This window comes from Aurantibacter sp. (genome assembly GCF_042094015.1).
GTDB lineage: Bacteria > Bacteroidota > Bacteroidia > Flavobacteriales > Flavobacteriaceae > Aurantibacter.
This window is the reverse complement of sequence record NZ_JBELDZ010000007.1, coordinates 34,738-53,747: the sequence shown is the minus strand read 5'-3', so window position 1 is coordinate 53,747 and position 19,010 is coordinate 34,738. Positions and strand designations below refer to the sequence as shown.

Below are 19,010 nucleotides of genomic sequence, written 5' to 3'. Positions count from 1 at the left end.
ATATCGGTGATAAAAGTTGTTATATAACACGTTGTAGGTAATTTACCAACCCAATAAACTGAATGGAAAAAATTCAAAATCAGAAACACACAAAAGAAACATTTTACTACAGTTTATCAAGAATGCTTGAAAGAGCATCTTATTATGGTCTTCGAGCTCTTATTGTTCTTTATATGGTTGGAGAAACAATGAAAATGGAAAGAAGTGAAGCGTTAATTATTTATGGTTGGGTTACGGGTTTATTAGTATTTAGTCGAATCATTGGAGCTGTACTTGGAGACTTACTTATTGGAAATAGAAAATCCGTAATTATTGGTGGAATTATTCAAGCAATCGGAGCTTTTAGTTTGTGTATACCTTCGACAACTGGACTTTATTTAGGGCTGTTTCTTGTTGTTTTAGGTAGCGGATTTTTTACGCCTAATATCATTTCAAATTTCGGGAAATTATATTTAAACAAAACCAAACTGCTAGATTCAGGATTTACGATATTTTATCTTGCAATAAATTTAGGTTCATTTCTCGGAATTTTACTAATTGGATATTTAGGAGAAACATATGGCTACAATATTGGATTTGTTATATCTGGAATACTAATGTTATTGTCAATAGTTCCTATAATTATTTCAAAAGAAAAAACATTAAAAGAAATTGACAAAAGTAAATTTTCGATCAGCAAAAGAGTATTAAATATTTTAATTGCATTTCTTGTTGTTGGACTATTTTGGAGCATTTACGAAATATCAAACATTCGAATTTTTGATTTACAATTGCAATTCAGCGAAATATCAACTTTAGGTATTCCAAAACATTTATGGCAATCTGTCAATGCTATTTTTATTTTACCAATTAGTATAACCGCAATTATATTATGGACATATTTTTATAGCTCTCAATTTTTTAAATTAATGCTTGGTTTCATTTTTGGAGTAATATCATTTGGAATATTGTTTTTAATTCCAGAGATTCCAACCGACAAACAAACAGTTATTTATTTGGTTTCCCTACTTTTTCTTGGAATTTCGGAAATTCTTATTGCACCAATAATTCATTCGATATTGACAAAATATTCAAACCCTAAATATTTAGCAATACTGATAAGCCTAGCATTTATACCGACAAGATTATTTTCTGTGATTTTTGGATTGTTTAACGATAGATTTTATGACAATCCAATGTTAGGACTGAAATTCGGAATTGTTGCAATGACATTTGTTGGAATTGGACTGATTGGATATGTATGGTGGAATAAAAAAACTACCTACAACAATGTATAAAAAACATAGGGTATTTGTGCTAAACCGAAAGGTCCGTAATTATTAACAAAGTCCGCTAAATATAAAATTTGGCGTTTATAAAATAAAAGATAAAAGCAAAATATTTATATTTAGCTAAGTAATAAATCGAAACGAAAGTGCTTTTTAACTGCCCTACGTTTCTTATACTAAACGTTGTGCATAATGTAAGCCGACCCTCAAAAACCGAACTGAATTGAATAAAATACCGAATAATATAAAATATGTGATTTGCGGAATTTCTGCTTTGATTTTTTTGTTATTTTTTCTTGGAATAATTAATCCTTTTGGATTTAATGATTCTCTACAAAAAATTACTGGATATTTTTTCGGACTTTCCTTTAATAATCTTGACTATTTAGCCATTTCTTCGATTCCTATTTTCGGAATGTTATTTAATTCGAAGCGGAATGAATTTAAAACAGCGGAATTAATAAAGGATATTTTATATATCGTACTTTGTGTTTTAATAACAATTGCAATCGGACTTTACTTATTGACTTTTATTGGAAAACCAACTAATCCATTAATACCTCAATATTTAATAACTGAGCCATTTTTTTTATACTCAACATTAACAATCGGAATTGGAATATTAATACCATTCCTTATAATAAAACGGACTGTAAAGCGGAACGAAATAAATGACATTGGAATTGAAAACTGAAAAAACACTATGCACAACACCGTATAAAAATAATTGCGGTTTAGTACTTAATCAAAGGTCGTTGCGTGTTTGTAACGTCTGATTTTCCTTCGGAAAATCCTCGCATACAAACCCGCAACTATTCTTATACATAAACGTTAGGCACAACCTTAAAACAAACTTTGTAACACCTATCCAATTCTTGTATCTAACAAGAAAAAACATCAAATGAATCAACTTGGAGATAAATATTCAGAGGAAAAAAATATAGAACTATTGAAATCCTCTTTGGATGGTAACAAAGATGCATTGAATAAGCTCGTAAAAATTCACAGACCTTATATTTTTAATGTGGCTTGGAAATTCACCTTTGACCCACAAGACGCAGAAGACTTAACTCAGGAAGCACTTATCAAGGTAATTACCAAACTATCACAATTTAAATTCGAGAGCCAGTTTCGAACTTGGCTGTATCGCATTGTATTTAACGAATTTTTGTTATCCAAAAGACGAAAAGGAGACAAACAATTCACGGATTTTGAAAATCAAGGAAAACGACTTGACTCTATTGAAAATGCAACCTTAGACGAAAGTGAAGAAAAGGAATACGAGGAATTGGCAAAGGAGCTTAGATATCGTTGTCTATCAGGTATGATAATGTGTCTTACTAGGGAGCAAAGGCTTTTATTTATTGTAGGAGAAACGTTCGGAGTCGACCACAATTTAGGCTCTGAAATATTCGGAATGACAAAAGGTAATTATAGAGTAAAGCTTCATAGAGCAAGAAAGGAGTTAATCAACTTTATGCAACAAAAATGTGGACTGATGAACCCTAAAAATCCTTGCAGATGTGGCAAAAAGGCAAAAACTATGCACAAAAATGGTCATCTCACTGAAGACCAACAATTTTTCAATGTAGGTTACAAAACCAAAGTAGCGGACTATGCTTTTCAAAACAGTGAATTGGTTGCTGATATTGTAGATAAAAAGCATTTAGAGTTACTTCGAGATATTCCAGCGAAGGATGATTTTTCTAAAGAAACCATTGTTGAGGAAATTATTGGGAGTAATGAATTACTAGATTTTTTTGAGCTAAACTAGTATTACCAATACTTATAAACAAGCCCGTGATTATGAAAATTACGGGCTTTTTGTTTTCTGTTTTGTAACACTAGAGAGTTTTCTGTATCAAAAGGGTGAATTAAAAATTTATACAAAATGGAGATAAAAAAAGAAACCATAATCAATCGTCCTATCCAAGAGGTATGGGAAGTGTTGGGAAATCAATTTACAACTGCCTATATATGGGCAAGAGGTTTAACACATTCAAAAGGTTTTGGAAAACCAAAATTTGATGGATTAGAATGTAGCAATCGAACTTGTGAAGTACCTGGATTTGGAACAATTCAGGAAGACGTCAAAAAATTCGACTCAAAAAATTATGTATTGACTTATGAGGTCGTCAAAGGCTTTCCCGGTTTTATCACTTCCGCTATTAATACTTGGTCTTTGGAAAGAAAGGGAAACAATACGCTCGTAAGTATGCACCTGAAAATGGAAACCAAAGGCTTTAAAGGTGCTATTATGGGGCCAATGATGAAAATGCAACTTAATAAAACGGTAGCAGGCGTTATTGAAGACCTAAAAATATACGTTGAAACTGGTAGCCCAAGCGTATACAAACAAAAAGAATTGGCAAAAAACAAAAAGAAAGTAGCCTAATTCTGTAACACATCAATTAATACAGTATCAAAAGGTAAATTATAAAAATCATTAACAATTAAAAATTACAAACAATGAAAATTAAAAATCTATTATTAAGCACGTTAGTCCTTTTATTAAGTGCAAATTTGGCATCTGCCCAAACTATGGCTGAGCCAAAAGTTCAATTTAGCAAGGTAGTAAATAAGTCTGCAGATGAACTGTGGAAGACAGTTAGGAAACTAGACCAAGTACATAAGTATTCCTCTGCAATTGCAAAGGTTGATTGGAATGGCAATATGGGAGTTGGAGGAGAAAGAATTTGTCACACACCAGATGGGAAAGGATACTTCAAAGAAAAAATTGTTGCTTATGATGAATCATCACGTAGCTTTTCATATGCCTTACTTGAGGGAGCACCAGTAAAAGGAATGACTAACTTTATGCAAGTAGTTGACCTTGGCTATGGAAAATGCATACTTGTTTGGTGGTCAAATTACGATGAGTTTATGAAAAATCCACAAATGACTGAAGAACAATTTCAAGCCTTTATGCTAAGTTCTCTAGAAGAAATGACAGAAAAATGGCTAAAGATTCATAAAAGGCAGTGCCTAATAATGTGTATAAGCAATAGCGGTTTGAGTGATAACTCGAACCGTTTTTTCGTTTAAATAAAGTATATTGCTATCTGAAAAGTAGTTGCTAAGAATCCGCTACTGCTCATACACTAGACCGTTCAAAATTGATATTAACAAAAAAACCGAAGCTTTCACTTCGGTTTTTTCTTAAGTATAAAAATAAATTCTTATTTATTCTCTTGAGACTCAACAAAAGCATCCATAACTTGGTCACTTACGCCCATATTGCTAAATCCTCCATCGTTATAAAGATTTTGAAGCGTTACGCGCTTTGTTAAATCACTAAACATAGAAATAGTATAGTTTGCACAATCTAAAGCAGTAGCGTTTCCTAAAGGACTCATTTTATCTGCATAAGCTATAAAACCATCAAATCCTTTAACACCTTGTCCAGCTGTAGTTGGTGTTGGAGACTGAGAAATAGTATTTACTCTTACATTTTTATCTCTTCCAAAAAAGAAACCAAAACTACGTGCAATACTTTCTAAATAGGCTTTGTTATCTGCCATATCATTATAATCTGGAAAAACACGTTGTGCAGCCATATAAGATAAAGCTACAATACTTCCCCACTCGTTCATTGCATCGTTTTTATATAATGTTTGCATTACTTTATGAAAAGACATGGCCGAAACATCTGTTCCTTTTTGTGTCCAATCGTATTTTTGATCTGTATAAGCTCTACCTTTTCTAACGTTTACAGACATACCAATAGAATGCAATACAAAATCAATTTTTCCACCTAAAATCTCCATAGATTTAGCGACTAAGTTTTCTAAATCTTCTATAGACGTTGCATCTGCAGGTATAATTTGAGAACCAGTTTTTTCTGCTAAAGCATCAATTTGTCCCATACGCATAGCAATTGGTGCATTTGTTAATACAAATTCTCCACCTTCTTCATGAACACGTTCTGCCGTTTTCCAAGCGATTGAATTTGGATCTAGTGCTCCAAAAATAATTCCTTTTTTCCCTTTTAGTAAGTTATAAGACATTGTTATATGTTTTAAATGTTTGGTCTTTTTTAATTGTTATACAAATATAGTGTTAAATAGATAATTGTAATACAAAACTATTGTAATAACTGCTTTGCATGTGCAATTGCAGAGTCGTGTAATTCTGTACCACCAAGCATTAAAGCAATTTCTTTTATACGTTGATCTTTATCTAAAGCTACTAAATTAGTAAGTGTAGTATTATTTACCGTTTCTTTATATACTTTATAATGCATAACACCTTTAGAGGCAATTTGCGGCAAATGCGTTATACTAAATACTTGCATGTTTATACTCATTTTAGACATAATATCTCCCATTCTATGAGCTATTTCTCCAGAAACACCAGTATCAATCTCATCAAACATAATGGTTGGTAGTTTTATGTATTGAGAAAGAATTGCTTTAATTGATAACATAATTCTACTTAATTCTCCTCCAGAAGCAGCTTTTTTAAGCTCATTATAATCCATTCCTTTGTTAGCAGAAAATAAGAAAGCTAAGTTATCTGTTCCATTTTTATGAAATGTATCGCTTTCTGAAACCGATATTTTAAACGTTGCATTTGGCATTCCTAAACCGGATAATAATCGTTCTAACTTTTTAGTTAAAATTGGTATTGCAACTTCTCTACTCGTTCTAATTTCTAAACCTAAAGTTTTTAATGAATTTGAAATGTTATTAATCTCTATTTGACATGTTTTTATTGCATTATCTAATCCTTCTGTAGTAATTACTTTTTGATCTAAATCTTCTCTTATAGAAATTAAACTTTCTACAGAATTTACAGTATGTTTTTGAAATAAGTTGTTTAAAACCGTTAAATGATTATTTACAATCTCTAAACGTTCTGGACTTACTTCTAAATTTTCTTTTAAAGTTTCTAACTCAGAAACAACATCATCAAATTCTAAAAAGACACTTTCTACACGTTCCGAAATTGATGCGTAATTTTGTGACAATTGACTTAGTTTAGATACTATTGTTTTTAATTGTACCAAATTAGACTGAATCCCTAGGTTTTCGTCTTGAATTAAAGCATCTACTTCTTGCGCTTTTTCAAGAATAGCTTCTACATTATTTAAGGTTTCGTATTCTGCTTCTAAATCTTGTATATTAAGAGTTTCTAATTTTGCTTCCTTTAATTCATTTAATAAAAATAAATTATAGTCGTAAGCCTTTATGGCTTCATTTTGCTCTATTTGAAGTGTTTTTAATTGTCTTTTTAATTCTTTGTAAGATTTTAACTCTGAATTATATTGAAGCCTTAATTTATCGTTTTTTGCTAGAGCATCTATTATTTGAAACTGAAAACTCTCATCTACAACTTGGCGTGTTTCATTTTGAGAATGAATATCTATTAAATGTTTCCCTAATTCTTGAAGGCTTGATAAATTTACAGGTGAATCGTTTACAAACGCACGACTTTTTCCTGAAGGTAGAATTTCTCTTCTAATAATTGTTTGTGATTCATAATCTAGATCTTCAGCTTTAAAAAACGATTTTAACTTATAGTTTTCTATATTAAAAGTAGCTTCTATAACACACTTGCTATCTTTAGACCTTAAACTAGATAAATCTGCTCTTTTACCTAAAACAAGAGATAATGCACCTAATAAAATAGATTTACCTGCTCCAGTTTCACCAGTAATTGTTGTGAATCCAGAAGAGAAATCAACATTAAGCGCTTCAATTAAAGCATAATTTTTAATTGTTAAAGCTTGTAGCATTAAATACTAGATATTTTATTAGAATTTTAAATTTCGCCATTTGGCAGAATACATTGGAGCAATTCTGTTTAAAACGGTCAATAACCTATCGACATTTACCGAAGGTCCATCTGTAAATAGTTTTTCTATCTCATCTGCTTTTGTGTCAAAAAAAACACGTGTAACATAAGCGTTTGGTCTTTTACTAGCAATGGAATTAAAAAGAGACAATGCATTTACAATTTGTGTTTTTCCTTCTTTTACATTTTCGTTCATTAAGTCTAAACCTAATCTGTGGTAATTATAAACAATAGTTCTATAGTCAGAAAATGCAGGAGAAAGTAAATCGTCTATTAATTTAAACCTACTTTGTAAACCATCAGATAATTTCCAACCAGCATAATTTTCTTGTTGCGAATAATTTACAATTTGTTGTGCTTGCTTAAAATGTGGCGTTCCACCATTTGGTGAAAAAGAATCTGCATCTAAACCTAAAATCATATAAATATGAAATGCCATTACAGACACTAAATTGTTTTGGTATTGATTTGGTGTAAATTGCATAATTTGAAACTCTGTATACTCAAAAGTAAAATCTTTATCGTTTACATTGTACAAAGATGATGCGTATGATGATCCAAAAACTGGTCTTGACGATTGAACTTGTAAATTTCCACTAAAAAAAGTTCCTGAATATTCTGTAATATTTATAACAAAGTTACAGTTTACACGTTCCTGAGATTTCACCTCTTTTTTAGACCAATTGGAATTATTTACAAACTCATTTAATTGTTTTTCTAAAGTCTTAAATACTTGTATGTTTTCGTCTCCTGTTAATTGTGCATTTACAATTACTTTTGCATTTAAATCTTGACTGAAGCCAGTTAACGTTACAAATAGTAAAAATAATAAAATAAAGTAATTACGCATTTCTAACAATAATTTCGTTAATAATATCTTTAGCAACCTCAGTTTTAGATTTTAATGGAAATTCTTGAATATTATCAAGTTTATCAATTAGAGTTACTTTGTTTGTTGCACTCTTAAATCCAGCACCTTTGTCTTTTAACGAATTTAAGACAATTAAATCTAAATTCTTACGCTTAAGCTTAGATTTTGCATTCTCTATTTCATTATTAGTTTCTAAAGCAAAACCAACTAAAAATTGATGTTTCTTAATTTTTCCTAAAGATGCTAAAATATCTTTTGTTTTTTCTAACTTTAAAGTTAACGTACTTTCTTTCTTTTTTATTTTATTGAGGGCAATTTCTTTTGGTCTATAATCTGCTACAGCTGCTGCTGCAATAGCAATGTTAACATACTGAAACTCTTTATGGCTGGCTTTATACATCTCTTCAGCACTAACCACATGTATAACTGTAATTAAACTATGAGATAATTTTAAATTTGTTGGTCCTGTAATTAAAATAACTTCTGCTCCTAAATTAGCAGCAGCCTTTGCTAACTCGAATCCCATTTTACCACTAGAGTGATTTCCAATAAAACGTACAGGATCTATAGCTTCGTATGTTGGACCAGCTGTTATAAGTACTTTTTGGCCTTTTAAAGGTAATTGGCTTAAAATATCAGCTGTTATAAAGCCAACAATATCTTCTGGCTCTGCCATACGACCTTGACCAACTAAACCACTTGCTAACTCACCAGAAGTAGCTGGAATAATAGTATTTCCAAAAGAATTTAATTTTGCAAATGTATTGGTAGTACTTTGGTGTTTGTACATATCCAAATCCATTGCAGGCGCAATATAAACTGGACATTTTGCAGAAAGATATGTTGCTAATAATAAATTATCGCATACACCATTAGCCATTTTAGACATTGTATTTGCTGTTGCAGGTGCAATAACAAAATAGTCTGCCCAAAGACCAAGTTCTACATGATTATTCCAAAGTTCGTTGTCATTATCCTTTTCGTAAAAATGAGATTCTACAGGATTTTTTGATAGTGTAGATAATGTTAATGGTGTAACAAAATCTTTAGAAGCAGGCGTCATAACCACTTTTACGGTTGCGCCTGCTTTTATAAATTCTCTAACTAAAGAAGCCGATTTATAAGCAGCAATACCAGCGGTAACGCCAAGTAATATATTTTTGCCACTTAGTATAGACATATTAATTAGTCTTTAGTTACGTCTTCTGTATTTCTGTGATAGATTTTACTATCTAACCATTCTTGAACTGCTAAGGCATGTGCTTTTGGTAGTTTTTCGTAAAATTTAGAAACTTCAATTTGCTCTTTATTTTCAAAAACTTCTTCTAAACTATCGTTATAGGTAGCAAACTCTTCTAATTTTTCAATTAATTCTTTTTTAATTTCAGAATTAATTTGCTCACTACGCTTAGCAATTACAGAAATAGCTTCGTAAATGTTTTCTGTTTGTGCATCAACCTTATTTCTATCGTAAGTAATTGTTGATAAAGGTGCGTCGATTTTTTTTAAATCCATAGTATTAAACTTTTGCTACTTAATTATTATTTTGTTTCCTCTGCTATAACTTTTTCTTCTTTTTCTTCTTTTTCAGAATTATCTAAGAATTGAGTATTAGGAAAGGTGTTTTTTAAAATCTCTAAATATTTTTGTGCGTCATCTAAACGCTCCTCTTTTTTCCACTCTACACTTTTAGCAGCAAGCTCTTTTGCTGTAGCGTATCTAATATACATTATTTCTTCTTTAAAAGAAGATCCCGGAAAATCTGACAAGAAGTTATTACAAGAGGTTAAACAGGCTTTAAAAGTTCCCATAGCTGGAGCAATACGATTATACTGCTTAGCTATTTCAAAAGCTTTTTTCTCAAGTTTATAATCCAATTCTTTTACCATTGAATTAATTTCTGGTAAATATTTAGAATCTGGATAAATGTTTGCAAACAATTGTAACTTCTCTAAAGCTTCATATGTTTCCTCTTGATTTTTAGAATAAACAGGAGATAATTTGTAATAAGACAAAGCACTTTTGTAAGCAGCTTCTTCTATTTTTTCACTTTTAGGATAAGCTGTTACAAAACGCCCGTACTGATAACCTGCAGAATAAAAATCTTCGGTTTGAAAAAAAGTATCAGCATATAAAAACATTAGTTTTTCTGCTTGAGGTTTTCCTCTATAATTAGGAACTATTTGCTGAAAAAGTCTATTTGCTTTATTATATTTTCCTTCTTCATATTTTTTTACACCAACAGTGAATTTCTCTGAAGTTTCTTCAGATTTAAGTGCTTTTTGATACTCACTACATGAATTTAGTGATATAAATATAATTAAGATGTAAAATAAGTGTTTCATATAAAATTTACAGGTTGCAAAAGTAAGTTAATATAATGGATTTAAAAAATAAATTTAATCGCTAAACTATAACAATACACTTAGCTTTATAAACGATTAAGTATTATTTAACTTTTACCTTAATATATTTATAAATCATTAAGAACAACTATTATATATTTAAATCCAATTGTAACTACTATTCAATTGTTGGCGCTTTCCATTTTACATTGTCTACACTATTTTGTGTGGCTTTGTTTATTGCTTTAGAATTACGTTTTTTATCGTAAATCATTGCTCCTGTCATTATTAAACTTGTACCAATAATTACAAATAATAATATCCCTGGTTCAAAAGAAGCAATCTTAGCTTCTTCTGGAATTGCATAAAAAAGCAACACTGTAATTAAGCCTCTTGGCGCTATAAATAATTGTGGTATAATATCTTTACCAACAAATATTCTTAATATTACAAAGCGAATAGCATAAATAGACGCAATAATTAAAGTGCTAATTAAAGCAACTTGAAAATTTAATAATGATGAAATAACAATTGTAATCCCAAATACTACAAAGAAAAACGTTCTAACTACAAATGCTGTCTCTGCAGTAATTATATGTAATTCATGATAAATATGATGTGCTTTTTCATAGTTTAATAATTGTTTAAGCTTTCCTTTAAAAAACAACTTCATATTTGCTATAACTAAACCAAAAATCAAAATAATAATTAAAGAAGATAGGTGCATTTTTTTACCTAATGCATACAGTAACAATAAAACTGCTATCAAAAGAAATAGTTTAACTTGACTTTTAATCTTTTGAAATATTAATATAATAGCATAACTTGCTATTAAAGATATTACTATAGTAAGAATAATGTTTCCTGCAAAACCTACTACTCCATCATCTTCAGCCGGATTTAACTTTCCTGTTAAAAAGTAAAACATCATTATTCCTACAATATCTGAAAATGTACTTTCGTAAATATGAAACTCTTTTTTAGCAATACTTAATCCACTTACACTTGGAATTATTATTGCGCTTGAAAGAATAGATAATGGCGTAGCATAAAGCCATGCAGATTGCATAGTCATTTCTGGAATAAGATTATACAATATTAATGCAGCAACCCAAGCTGAAGCAATTAAGCCTATTATAGCAATGGCAAAAGATTTTAGAATAGGTATAAGTTTTTCTTTTTTTAATTCTAATTCTAAAGCTGCTTCAAGAACTATCATTATTAAACCAACAATCCCTAAAACTTCTAAAAGTGGTAAAAAATTAATTGATGTTACATTCAAATAGTCTAGAAAAAATCTTAAACCCACTCCAAGTAAAATAAGCATAAGTACCGCTGGTATATTTGTTTTTTTAGATAAACTACTAAACAAAAATGATACTATAATAACTACCGAAACTTCTATTATTAAGTTATATGATGATAATACGTCCATAATTAATTAGTGATTTTATTTGAATTAGTTGTAATATTTAAGGTCTTTAAATAAGATACTATATCTTTATTATTAGCGCCTTTTTCTAATGTGTATTGCAATTTTAAAACTTTAGAGTTTTCTTGTTTTTTTATAATTGGTGGTTCTTTGTAGTTAATAATTGGATTATCAAATAATACATCTAAAATATAATTAGAATCAAATTCTGATTCTACATAAAGTGTTTGACGAAACAAATTATTTTCTTTAGAATGAATTAAAAATCCTTTTTCTTCTACTTTTGTATAATTAATAAACTGTTCTCCGTTTTTAGTATTAACAACTAAACCTAATGGTAACATTTTTTTTATTTCACCTCTTTGATTACCTATTTTAATAGTTGCATTTAATGTTGTTAATGGGTTAATTTTAAAAACAATTCCACTAACATAATTTTTTATAGTAGGATAACAAAACACACAAATCAAAATTAAAATTAACGTATGAGGAACGTAATTTATTGATATAAAATCTAGCAGTAATAAAACACTAGCTATTGGAACAAACAACAGTTTAAATTTTTGCAAACTAATTCTTAACGCTTTATTAGTTTTATTCTTTGCGCCAAAACGTTCTAACGCAAATTTTAATGCATTCAATAAAAAATACATTAAAACCAAAAATATAAACAGTAGAAAAAGACCTTGCCAGGTATCTATTTTTTGAAAATCCCCCATTAGTTTAATGTGCCTTTATAAATTAATAATTGTTTTATATCTGAATATAAAACAGTATTTAAAACTAAATAATTATTTGTGTTTCTAATAATAACTTTAGTGTTTAAGAGTCTTTTAATAGCTGAATTAAACCCATCAGCATATGTTTCGCCTACATAGTTTTTTAACTCTAATTCTGTAAGTTGCCTATACCTTATTATTTGTTTTAAAATAGTTAACTCTTCATTATTAAAAAAGTCTTTAAACTTTAGATCTAAGTCATTATAAATAACTGTATTATTGGTCGTTAACGTGGTACCAAAAGTCCAAGCTTGTAAAATTTCTCCAATATTATAATCTAATCGTTTTGCCAATTTACTAACATTACGTTCTATTTGCAGGTTAGTTAAAGGTGTCAAGTCCAACCCTACAATAGTCTTATGAGATGCGCTATGACGCAACATAACTGCTTTAAATATCTCATCGAAAGTTGCTTTACTAACATCTATTTCTGAACTAAATAAGTCTGTAAATGGCATTCTTTTATCTAAATGAAATTGCATAAGTTTTGATACAGAAACAATAACTAAAATATGTTCCGGAACTGTTTCTAAAAACATTTTTAAGGCTCTAACATTAGATAACAAACTATTAGTTTTATCTCTCCAAAGCTCCAAATCTTCAATAACAACCAATGTATTGGTGTTAGTAACACTCTTTTTTACATCTAATAATGCTGTTTTTAAATCTGTTGAAGTATTAAACTTATTACCTCCAAGAGTTAGAGTTGTATTTGGAAGTAAATACAAAGTGTTTTTTTTAAAATAATTATGAGCGGAATGGTTTATAAATGTAGATTTACCACTTAAAGAATCTCCTGTAACCAAAACTGCTTTTTTAAAACCTTTTCTCCATTGCTCAATAGAGGTGTTTAACTTTTTATCTTGGTATTCTCTTGGTCTTAAAAATAAATCCCCAAGAAAATTCTTATTTAAAAACAAGGTGTCGTAATGTGCATTTTCCTCTTTAAATAATCTATAATTTATAGTTTCTATAGAAGCTTCTAAATTATTTACATTAGAAAATATAATACTATTCTGATATGTTTTTGTAAGCTTAACTAACGACTTCTTTAAGGCGTCTTTTAATTTATAAAACAAATTACTTTTTTCGCTTGCCATCTGTGAAAAAGATGTTTGAAAAGATACATCTAAAAAAGTCGAGTCGCTATATATATTTGTTTCTAAAAACTCATTTTGCAACTTATCTTTTATAGGACTAATAATATCATTAATTTTAATTTCATTATTCCTTAGAGTCTTTTTAACAGCATTTAATGTATTAACCTGTGCTGCTAAAAATGTTATTTCGTTATTAGACTTTTCCACTAATAAGCTTGTCTTTAAATTTATCCAGTTATGCCTAAAATAAGAGAGTACGTTATTAATATTTTCATCCAAATCTATATAAAAAGGTACTAATTCAAAATCACACCATTTTTGTACAGATTTATTAAAATCTATTGTTTTTAATAATAAATTTCCATCTTGAGTAGCTATTGGAAATGTGGTTTTTTCTAAATTATTAATAAAACTAGAAATAGCTGAGTTAAAAGTTTCGATTTTAAACTTTGAGTCTGAATAACTCTTTATTGTAGCATCTATCCAATTTGTTATTGTGCTAATTTCTGATGCATCTTTTAAGTTTTCAATTTTTGATATTAATTGATTGTTTCGCTCTATTAAATCTAGTGATGTCTCTTTAAACTTATCTAACGTCTCAAAATTATATTTTTTTATCTCTTTAAAAACTAATTGTATAGTTTCAAATACGTTATCTTTTTTAAGTATATCAATACATTGAGCTTCTAAAACTAATAATTGCTCTTTGTAAACTATCCAAGGGTTTTCTTGGTGTTGTATTATATTTAATTCTTTTCTATATGCTTTAGATTTTGTTTTAACAAATTGTTCTTTTGCTTTTAAAGCTTTAAGAATAGAGATTGTTGCATTTTCTAACACCAGTTTACTTTCTTCAAAATGTGTATTAAAAGTCTCTAAATCAACTATATCCTCACTAAGCTTATGTCTAGATATTTGTAGCTGCAACAACACATCTCTATGTAGAATAATTAAATTTTTAATCCCAGGAATTAAAGTATAATGTAATAGATATACTTGATCTATGTTAACATCTGTTTTATCAATATAATTCTTGTATTCTTTATCAGACAAAGAAACATAGCTTAGTAATAGTTCTAAAAAAGATGATTTAATTAATAAAGATAAAGCATTGCTTTTATCTGCTTTAACTAATTTATCAAGATACAACTCTAAATTAAAAACCAGAGAACTAGATGATTCTAAATCCAAATCAGTAGTGCTTTTATCTAAATCTGTTTGCATTATTTTTGGCTTTTATTTTTAATATATTTCTGTAAGCTATAAATTTACATTTAGCGAAAATTAACAATTTTTACTCACATTAAATATACACTCTAATTTATTAGTTCTGTATTAAATTTAATATTAATAAATTAAAGTTTTTCAATTAAATCAAACTTATTATAATCTAGAACCATTTCGCCTTCAGAATTATAATGATATGCTGGCTGAAATTTATAGTCTAATAGCACCTCTTTTAATACATAAGAATACATTTGATGTACTTCTTGATTAAAAGATTCGTCGTAATAAGTTAGCATAACCAACAACTCTCCATTTTGATTTACTATATCATTATTAGGCATATTAAAAAGTGGGCTTTCCTTATCTATTTCATGAACAATTGTCCATGTTGAAGGCAAATACGTAATACTATTTCTTTCTAAATCTAAATTATAAAAATCTCGTTTTGGTGTTTTATCTTTTTTAATAGATGTTAATGCTAATGTTACTGTAATTTTAGGCTTAATCATTACAGAAGATCTATTATTAACAATTCTAAACATAATAGCTTTGGTATGATTAAAATCTCTAAGAATTATTGGCTTACTAAATCTAACAGATGCTTTTGGCTTAGAAAAACGTCCATAAATTAAACCTGTTAAGAATGAGAACATGGCCAAGCCAATAAATGCTTCGAAAGACGAAATTAATCCACTTAACCAACCCGTTGGAGCCATTGCACCATAACCTAAAGTGGTTAATGTTTGAGAAGAAAAGAAAAAAGCATTACTAAAATCGGTTAAAAAAGAATTACTTGGTGTAGCAATTTGTTCTATTCCAATTATTATATAAATAAAAGCAAAAACAATATTTGTTAGGAAGAATACAAATGCTGCTAGTCCAAAAAAAGACCACCAAGTTTGATTAATTAAAAAATGATAAGTCTGTAAAAATTGTGACGACTGATTAATACGTTTTATATTAAACGAACCATCTGTATTTATCATTCTACCAGCATAACTTGAAGCTGATGTACCAAATCCTGGATCTTTTACACGTTTTCCCAATTAATAGTTCTTTAAAAATGTGTTGATTTTTGTTTTCAAACCTAAAGTTGCTTCTACTAACGGTAATCTTACCTCAGCTTTACATAAATCTAAAATTTCTAAAACTGCTTTTATTCCTGATGGATTATTTTCAGAAAAAATTAAATCTGTAATTTCCATTAAATTATAATGCAGCTTAAAAGCTTCTTTTGCATTTCCTTGAAGTCCTAACTGTATCATGGAACAAAAATCTTTAGTCATTGCTTGGCCAATTACAGATATTACACCAGATCCGCCAGCAAGTGTAACGCCTAAAGCTAAATCATCATCCCCAGAAATTACAGCAAAATCTGCTGGTTTCTTTTTTAATAACTGGTAATACTGAGACATTTCCCCAGCTGCTTCTTTAACAGCAACTATATTTTTAAAATCTTTTGCTAAACGAATTGTAGTATCAACTTCCATATTTTTAGCGGTTCTTCCTGGCACATTATATAGAATTATATCTACCGGACAAATTTCTGAAACAGCTTTAAAATGCTGATAAAAACCTTCTTGTGTAGGCTTACTATAGTATGGCGCTACAGAAAGAATTCCAGATAAACCTGTGAAATCTGTCGTTTTAATTTCATTTATAACTTGAGTCGTATCATTTCCTCCAATTCCTAAAACCAATGGAACTCTATTATTAGTAGTCTTAATAATAAACTTGGTAATTTCTTTTTTTTCTTCTGCTGAAACAGTTACACTTTCGCCAGTTGTACCAGAAATCACAATATAATTTACGCCATTTTCAATATTAAAATCTACAATCTTTTTTAAGGCATCATAATCTATAGATTTATCTGCATTAAAAGGCGTAACTATTGCTATTCCTGTACCTAAAAATGTTGTAGACATATTATAATTTATTTAAAATGGTTAAGTATTTTTTTAATTCTGAAGTAAACACATCTACTTTAAAAGGAGATGTTGCCACTAATAAATCGTTTAAATTTTCATTATTACAAGTGGTAGACACTTTAAATTTTGCTTGACTAAATGCATTTACAGCATTTAAATAAATAGAATCAGTTTCTGTTAAGGTGATTAAAACATCAAATTGGGTCTGACAAAATATTTTTAAATCTGGATGTTTTAAAACAGCTTTCCATCCTATATTTTTAGGCGAAATTAGTCCTGACTCTTCATTTGTTTTCTTAACAGTTTTAGTGAAATTCAACTGACCTATATTTTCTGAATCCAAAACGTTACAAATAGAAGACAATTCTGAATCTGTAATTGAAACCTCATCTATATTAATTAAAAAACCAATTGTTTTAACCTTAGAGTTTCCATCTAATAATTCTCGTAAATTATTACACTTACTAATGGCTTTTTGTATGGATTTTTCTTTTAAACCTTTAAAAAACATTTATATTTATTGCTTTAACACAAATGTAGCAAATCTTTCTGCATTTTTTGATTATTTTTAAAGAATGAAACCATTTTTATTACCACTTATTTTAAGTGTAATTTTATTTACTTCTTGTAAAAAAAACACCTTTAATTTAAACGAAAAGCAAGCTCAATCTATTCCTGTAGATAAAAAACTAACTGTAGATAAATCTATAGATAGTTTTATTCAACCTTTTAGAACACATTTAAACAAAACTTTAGATAGCGCTTTAGCTTTTGCGCCAAAAACGTATTCTAAAAAAGATTATGGCACAAACAAAGCTTTAAACACAGCAATTGGTAACTTTATGGCAGATGTTGTTTATACAGAAGCACAACCAATTTTTAAATCTAGAACCAAATTAGATCTTGATGCGGTATTACTAAATTATGGCGGAATTAGATCTGTAATTTCTAAAGGCCCAATTTCTGCTAGAACAGCTTACCAAGTTATGCCTTTTGAAAACAGTATTGTTATTACTAAATTAAAAAGAGCTCAAATAGATAGCTTAATTAATTACTTAGCAACCGAAGGAAAAGCGCATCCTATTTCTAATATGAGTTTAACTCTAGATAAAAACAATTCAGTTCTTACAACATCAATTAATGGAAAACCTTTAGAGGATAGAGCTTATTATATTGCAACTAGCGATTACCTAGTAACTGGTGGAGATAGAATGAACTTTTTTAAAGCTGCGGATACTGTTTATAATACTGATTATAAAATTAGAAATGCCTTAATTGAACATTTCAATAAAGCTGATACTATTACTCCTAAAATTGATAACCGATTTATTAAACTGAATTAATTATGAAACGTAGACAATTTATAAAAAAATCGGCAGTAGCATCTTCTTTATTAACCTTAGGTAGTTACGGTTTACAATCTTGTGTTAATAGTATTTCAACTAAAAAAATAACTATTCTACACACTAATGATGTGCATAGTCATATTGATGCTTTTCCTTCAGATGATGGAAAATATCCTAATCTTGGAGGTTTTGCAAGACGAGCAACTTTAGTTGAACAAATTAGAAAAGAAAACCCAAATACATTACTATTAGATGCTGGAGATATTTTTCAAGGAACTCCTTATTTTAACTATTATGGTGGCGAATTGGAACTTAAGCTAATGAGCAAACTTAAATATGATGCAACAACTATAGGAAATCACGATTTTGATAATAGTATAGATGGTTTATATAAACAATTACCTCACGCAAAATTTGATTTTATATCTGCCAACTACGATTTTAAAAATACAATAATGAATGGAAAAACACTTCCGCACAAAGTATTTGCAAAAGATGGTTTAAAAATAGGTGTTTTTGGACTTGGTGTTGAATTAGAAGGTTTAGTGGATAAAAGGTTATATAAAGAAACAGTTTACTTAGATCCTATAGAAATTGCACAAGATCAAGCTAGAATTCTAAAAGAAGATTTAAACTGCGATTTAGTGATTTGCTTATCACATTTAGGTTATAAATATTCAAAAAAACCAGAAAAGGTTTGTGATATTACTTTAGCCGAAAAAACTAAAGATATTGACTTAATTATTGGTGGACATACACATACTTTTTTAGACGAACCAACTAAAGTTATTAATAGTGCTGGAAAAGAAACTTTAGTTAATCAAGTTGGTTGCTATGGCGTAAATTTAGGTCGAGTAGATTTTACGTTTAGTAATAATGAAAAATCAAAATCAAGTGGAAAAGCTTTAGCTATATAAT

At 28.9% G+C, this 19,010-nt stretch carries 19 protein-coding genes; 7 read left to right on the top strand and 12 right to left on the bottom strand.

Annotated elements, in window-relative coordinates; translation table 11 throughout:
* Positions 1-62 precede the first annotated feature (62 nt).
* The 5 genes from ACFDSN_RS02245 to ACFDSN_RS02225 all read left to right on the top strand — a co-directional run bounded on the left by ACFDSN_RS02245 (position 63) and on the right by ACFDSN_RS02225 (position 4,313).
* On the top strand, positions 63-1,277 hold the full coding sequence (locus ACFDSN_RS02245; protein WP_375238199.1) for an MFS transporter: 1,215 nt from the start codon (positions 63-65) through the stop codon (positions 1,275-1,277).
* A 214-nt stretch (positions 1,278-1,491) separates the two neighbouring features.
* Entirely contained in the window at positions 1,492-1,962 is a 471-nt protein-coding gene (locus tag ACFDSN_RS02240; protein WP_375238198.1) for a hypothetical protein, read from the top strand.
* Between the two features lie 207 nt (positions 1,963-2,169).
* Complete coding sequence (locus tag ACFDSN_RS02235) at positions 2,170-3,042, top strand: RNA polymerase sigma factor (protein ID WP_375238197.1); 873 nt, start codon at positions 2,170-2,172, stop codon at positions 3,040-3,042.
* Between the two features lie 117 nt (positions 3,043-3,159).
* A complete protein-coding gene (locus ACFDSN_RS02230) occupies positions 3,160-3,663 on the top strand; it encodes an SRPBCC family protein (protein WP_375238196.1) in 504 nt (167 codons plus the stop codon).
* Between the two features lie 74 nt (positions 3,664-3,737).
* Positions 3,738-4,313: an SRPBCC family protein gene (locus ACFDSN_RS02225; RefSeq protein WP_375238195.1), complete on the top strand. Its 576-nt coding sequence runs from the start codon at positions 3,738-3,740 to the stop codon at positions 4,311-4,313.
* Positions 4,314-4,447: 134 nt separating this feature from the next.
* Here ACFDSN_RS02225 and ACFDSN_RS02220 read toward each other — a convergent pair whose 3' ends face one another.
* The 12 genes from ACFDSN_RS02220 to ACFDSN_RS02165 form a co-directional block, all read right to left on the bottom strand.
* Positions 4,448-5,275 (bottom strand): enoyl-ACP reductase, encoded by an 828-nt coding sequence (locus tag ACFDSN_RS02220; protein ID WP_375238194.1) that lies wholly within the window; start codon positions 5,273-5,275, stop codon positions 4,448-4,450.
* Between the two features lie 77 nt (positions 5,276-5,352).
* Positions 5,353-7,005, bottom strand: a complete 1,653-nt coding sequence (recN, locus tag ACFDSN_RS02215) for a DNA repair protein RecN (RefSeq protein WP_375238193.1) — start codon at positions 7,003-7,005, stop codon at positions 5,353-5,355.
* A gap of 18 nt (positions 7,006-7,023) precedes the next feature.
* Complete coding sequence (locus ACFDSN_RS02210) at positions 7,024-7,914, bottom strand: DUF4835 family protein (RefSeq protein WP_375238192.1); 891 nt, start codon at positions 7,912-7,914, stop codon at positions 7,024-7,026.
* Complete coding sequence (gene coaBC / locus ACFDSN_RS02205) at positions 7,907-9,115, bottom strand: bifunctional phosphopantothenoylcysteine decarboxylase/phosphopantothenate--cysteine ligase CoaBC (RefSeq protein WP_375238191.1); 1,209 nt, start codon at positions 9,113-9,115, stop codon at positions 7,907-7,909. Before coaBC ends, ACFDSN_RS02210 begins: the two co-directional genes overlap by 8 nt.
* 5 nt (positions 9,116-9,120) lie before the next feature.
* The gene (locus ACFDSN_RS02200; RefSeq protein WP_375238190.1) at positions 9,121-9,450 is read right to left on the bottom strand and encodes a DNA-directed RNA polymerase subunit omega; all 330 of its coding nucleotides are present in this window, start codon (positions 9,448-9,450) and stop codon (positions 9,121-9,123) included.
* Between the two features lie 26 nt (positions 9,451-9,476).
* Positions 9,477-10,280 carry an outer membrane protein assembly factor BamD gene (locus ACFDSN_RS02195; RefSeq protein WP_375238189.1) on the bottom strand — a complete coding sequence of 268 codons (804 nt, stop codon included), beginning with the start codon at positions 10,278-10,280 and terminating at the stop codon, positions 9,477-9,479.
* 178 nt (positions 10,281-10,458) lie between these two features.
* Complete coding sequence (locus ACFDSN_RS02190) at positions 10,459-11,715, bottom strand: cation:proton antiporter (protein WP_375238188.1); 1,257 nt, start codon at positions 11,713-11,715, stop codon at positions 10,459-10,461.
* 2 nt (positions 11,716-11,717) lie between these two features.
* Positions 11,718-12,431, bottom strand: a complete 714-nt coding sequence (locus ACFDSN_RS02185; protein WP_375238187.1) for a hypothetical protein — start codon at positions 12,429-12,431, stop codon at positions 11,718-11,720.
* Positions 12,431-14,815 carry a hypothetical protein gene (locus ACFDSN_RS02180; RefSeq protein ID WP_375238186.1) on the bottom strand — a complete coding sequence of 795 codons (2,385 nt, stop codon included), beginning with the start codon at positions 14,813-14,815 and terminating at the stop codon, positions 12,431-12,433. Before ACFDSN_RS02180 ends, ACFDSN_RS02185 begins: the two co-directional genes overlap by 1 nt.
* A gap of 131 nt (positions 14,816-14,946) precedes the next feature.
* A complete protein-coding gene (locus ACFDSN_RS02175) occupies positions 14,947-15,864 on the bottom strand; it encodes an ion channel (protein ID WP_375238185.1) in 918 nt (305 codons plus the stop codon).
* Positions 15,865-16,743, bottom strand: coding sequence for a 4-hydroxy-tetrahydrodipicolinate synthase (dapA, locus tag ACFDSN_RS02170; RefSeq protein ID WP_375238184.1), 879 nt, complete (start codon positions 16,741-16,743; stop codon positions 15,865-15,867).
* 1 nt (position 16,744) lies between these two features.
* Positions 16,745-17,257 carry a hypothetical protein gene (locus ACFDSN_RS02165; RefSeq protein WP_375238183.1) on the bottom strand — a complete coding sequence of 171 codons (513 nt, stop codon included), beginning with the start codon at positions 17,255-17,257 and terminating at the stop codon, positions 16,745-16,747.
* A gap of 64 nt (positions 17,258-17,321) precedes the next feature.
* Between ACFDSN_RS02165 and ACFDSN_RS02160 the strand changes: the two genes are divergently transcribed.
* The gene (locus tag ACFDSN_RS02160; RefSeq protein ID WP_375238182.1) at positions 17,322-18,089 is read left to right on the top strand and encodes a 5'-nucleotidase C-terminal domain-containing protein; all 768 of its coding nucleotides are present in this window, start codon (positions 17,322-17,324) and stop codon (positions 18,087-18,089) included.
* Between the two features lie 2 nt (positions 18,090-18,091).
* The gene (locus ACFDSN_RS02155; protein ID WP_375238181.1) at positions 18,092-19,009 is read left to right on the top strand and encodes a bifunctional metallophosphatase/5'-nucleotidase; all 918 of its coding nucleotides are present in this window, start codon (positions 18,092-18,094) and stop codon (positions 19,007-19,009) included.
* Position 19,010: the final 1 nt, after the last annotated feature.

Excerpts from the sequence above, each read along its gene's own strand:
- ACFDSN_RS02245 (WP_375238199.1), top strand. The coding sequence starts at position 63 with ATGGAAAAAATTCAAAATCAGAAACACACAAAAGAAACATTTTACTAC.
- ACFDSN_RS02235 (WP_375238197.1), top strand. The coding sequence starts at position 2,170 with ATGAATCAACTTGGAGATAAATATTCAGAGGAAAAAAATATAGAACTA.
- ACFDSN_RS02230 (WP_375238196.1), top strand. The coding sequence starts at position 3,160 with ATGGAGATAAAAAAAGAAACCATAATCAATCGTCCTATCCAAGAGGTA.
- ACFDSN_RS02225 (WP_375238195.1), top strand. The coding sequence starts at position 3,738 with ATGAAAATTAAAAATCTATTATTAAGCACGTTAGTCCTTTTATTAAGT.
- ACFDSN_RS02220 (WP_375238194.1), bottom strand. The coding sequence starts at position 5,275 with ATGTCTTATAACTTACTAAAAGGGAAAAAAGGAATTATTTTTGGAGCA.
- recN (WP_375238193.1), bottom strand. The coding sequence starts at position 7,005 with ATGCTACAAGCTTTAACAATTAAAAATTATGCTTTAATTGAAGCGCTT.
- ACFDSN_RS02210 (WP_375238192.1), bottom strand. The coding sequence starts at position 7,914 with ATGCGTAATTACTTTATTTTATTATTTTTACTATTTGTAACGTTAACT.
- coaBC (WP_375238191.1), bottom strand. The coding sequence starts at position 9,115 with ATGTCTATACTAAGTGGCAAAAATATATTACTTGGCGTTACCGCTGGT.
- ACFDSN_RS02200 (WP_375238190.1), bottom strand. The coding sequence starts at position 9,450 with ATGGATTTAAAAAAAATCGACGCACCTTTATCAACAATTACTTACGAT.
- ACFDSN_RS02195 (WP_375238189.1), bottom strand. The coding sequence starts at position 10,280 with ATGAAACACTTATTTTACATCTTAATTATATTTATATCACTAAATTCA.
- ACFDSN_RS02190 (WP_375238188.1), bottom strand. The coding sequence starts at position 11,715 with ATGGACGTATTATCATCATATAACTTAATAATAGAAGTTTCGGTAGTT.
- ACFDSN_RS02185 (WP_375238187.1), bottom strand. The coding sequence starts at position 12,431 with ATGGGGGATTTTCAAAAAATAGATACCTGGCAAGGTCTTTTTCTACTG.
- ACFDSN_RS02180 (WP_375238186.1), bottom strand. The coding sequence starts at position 14,815 with ATGCAAACAGATTTAGATAAAAGCACTACTGATTTGGATTTAGAATCA.
- dapA (WP_375238184.1), bottom strand. The coding sequence starts at position 16,743 with ATGTCTACAACATTTTTAGGTACAGGAATAGCAATAGTTACGCCTTTT.
- ACFDSN_RS02165 (WP_375238183.1), bottom strand. The coding sequence starts at position 17,257 with ATGTTTTTTAAAGGTTTAAAAGAAAAATCCATACAAAAAGCCATTAGT.
- ACFDSN_RS02160 (WP_375238182.1), top strand. The coding sequence starts at position 17,322 with ATGAAACCATTTTTATTACCACTTATTTTAAGTGTAATTTTATTTACT.
- ACFDSN_RS02155 (WP_375238181.1), top strand. The coding sequence starts at position 18,092 with ATGAAACGTAGACAATTTATAAAAAAATCGGCAGTAGCATCTTCTTTA.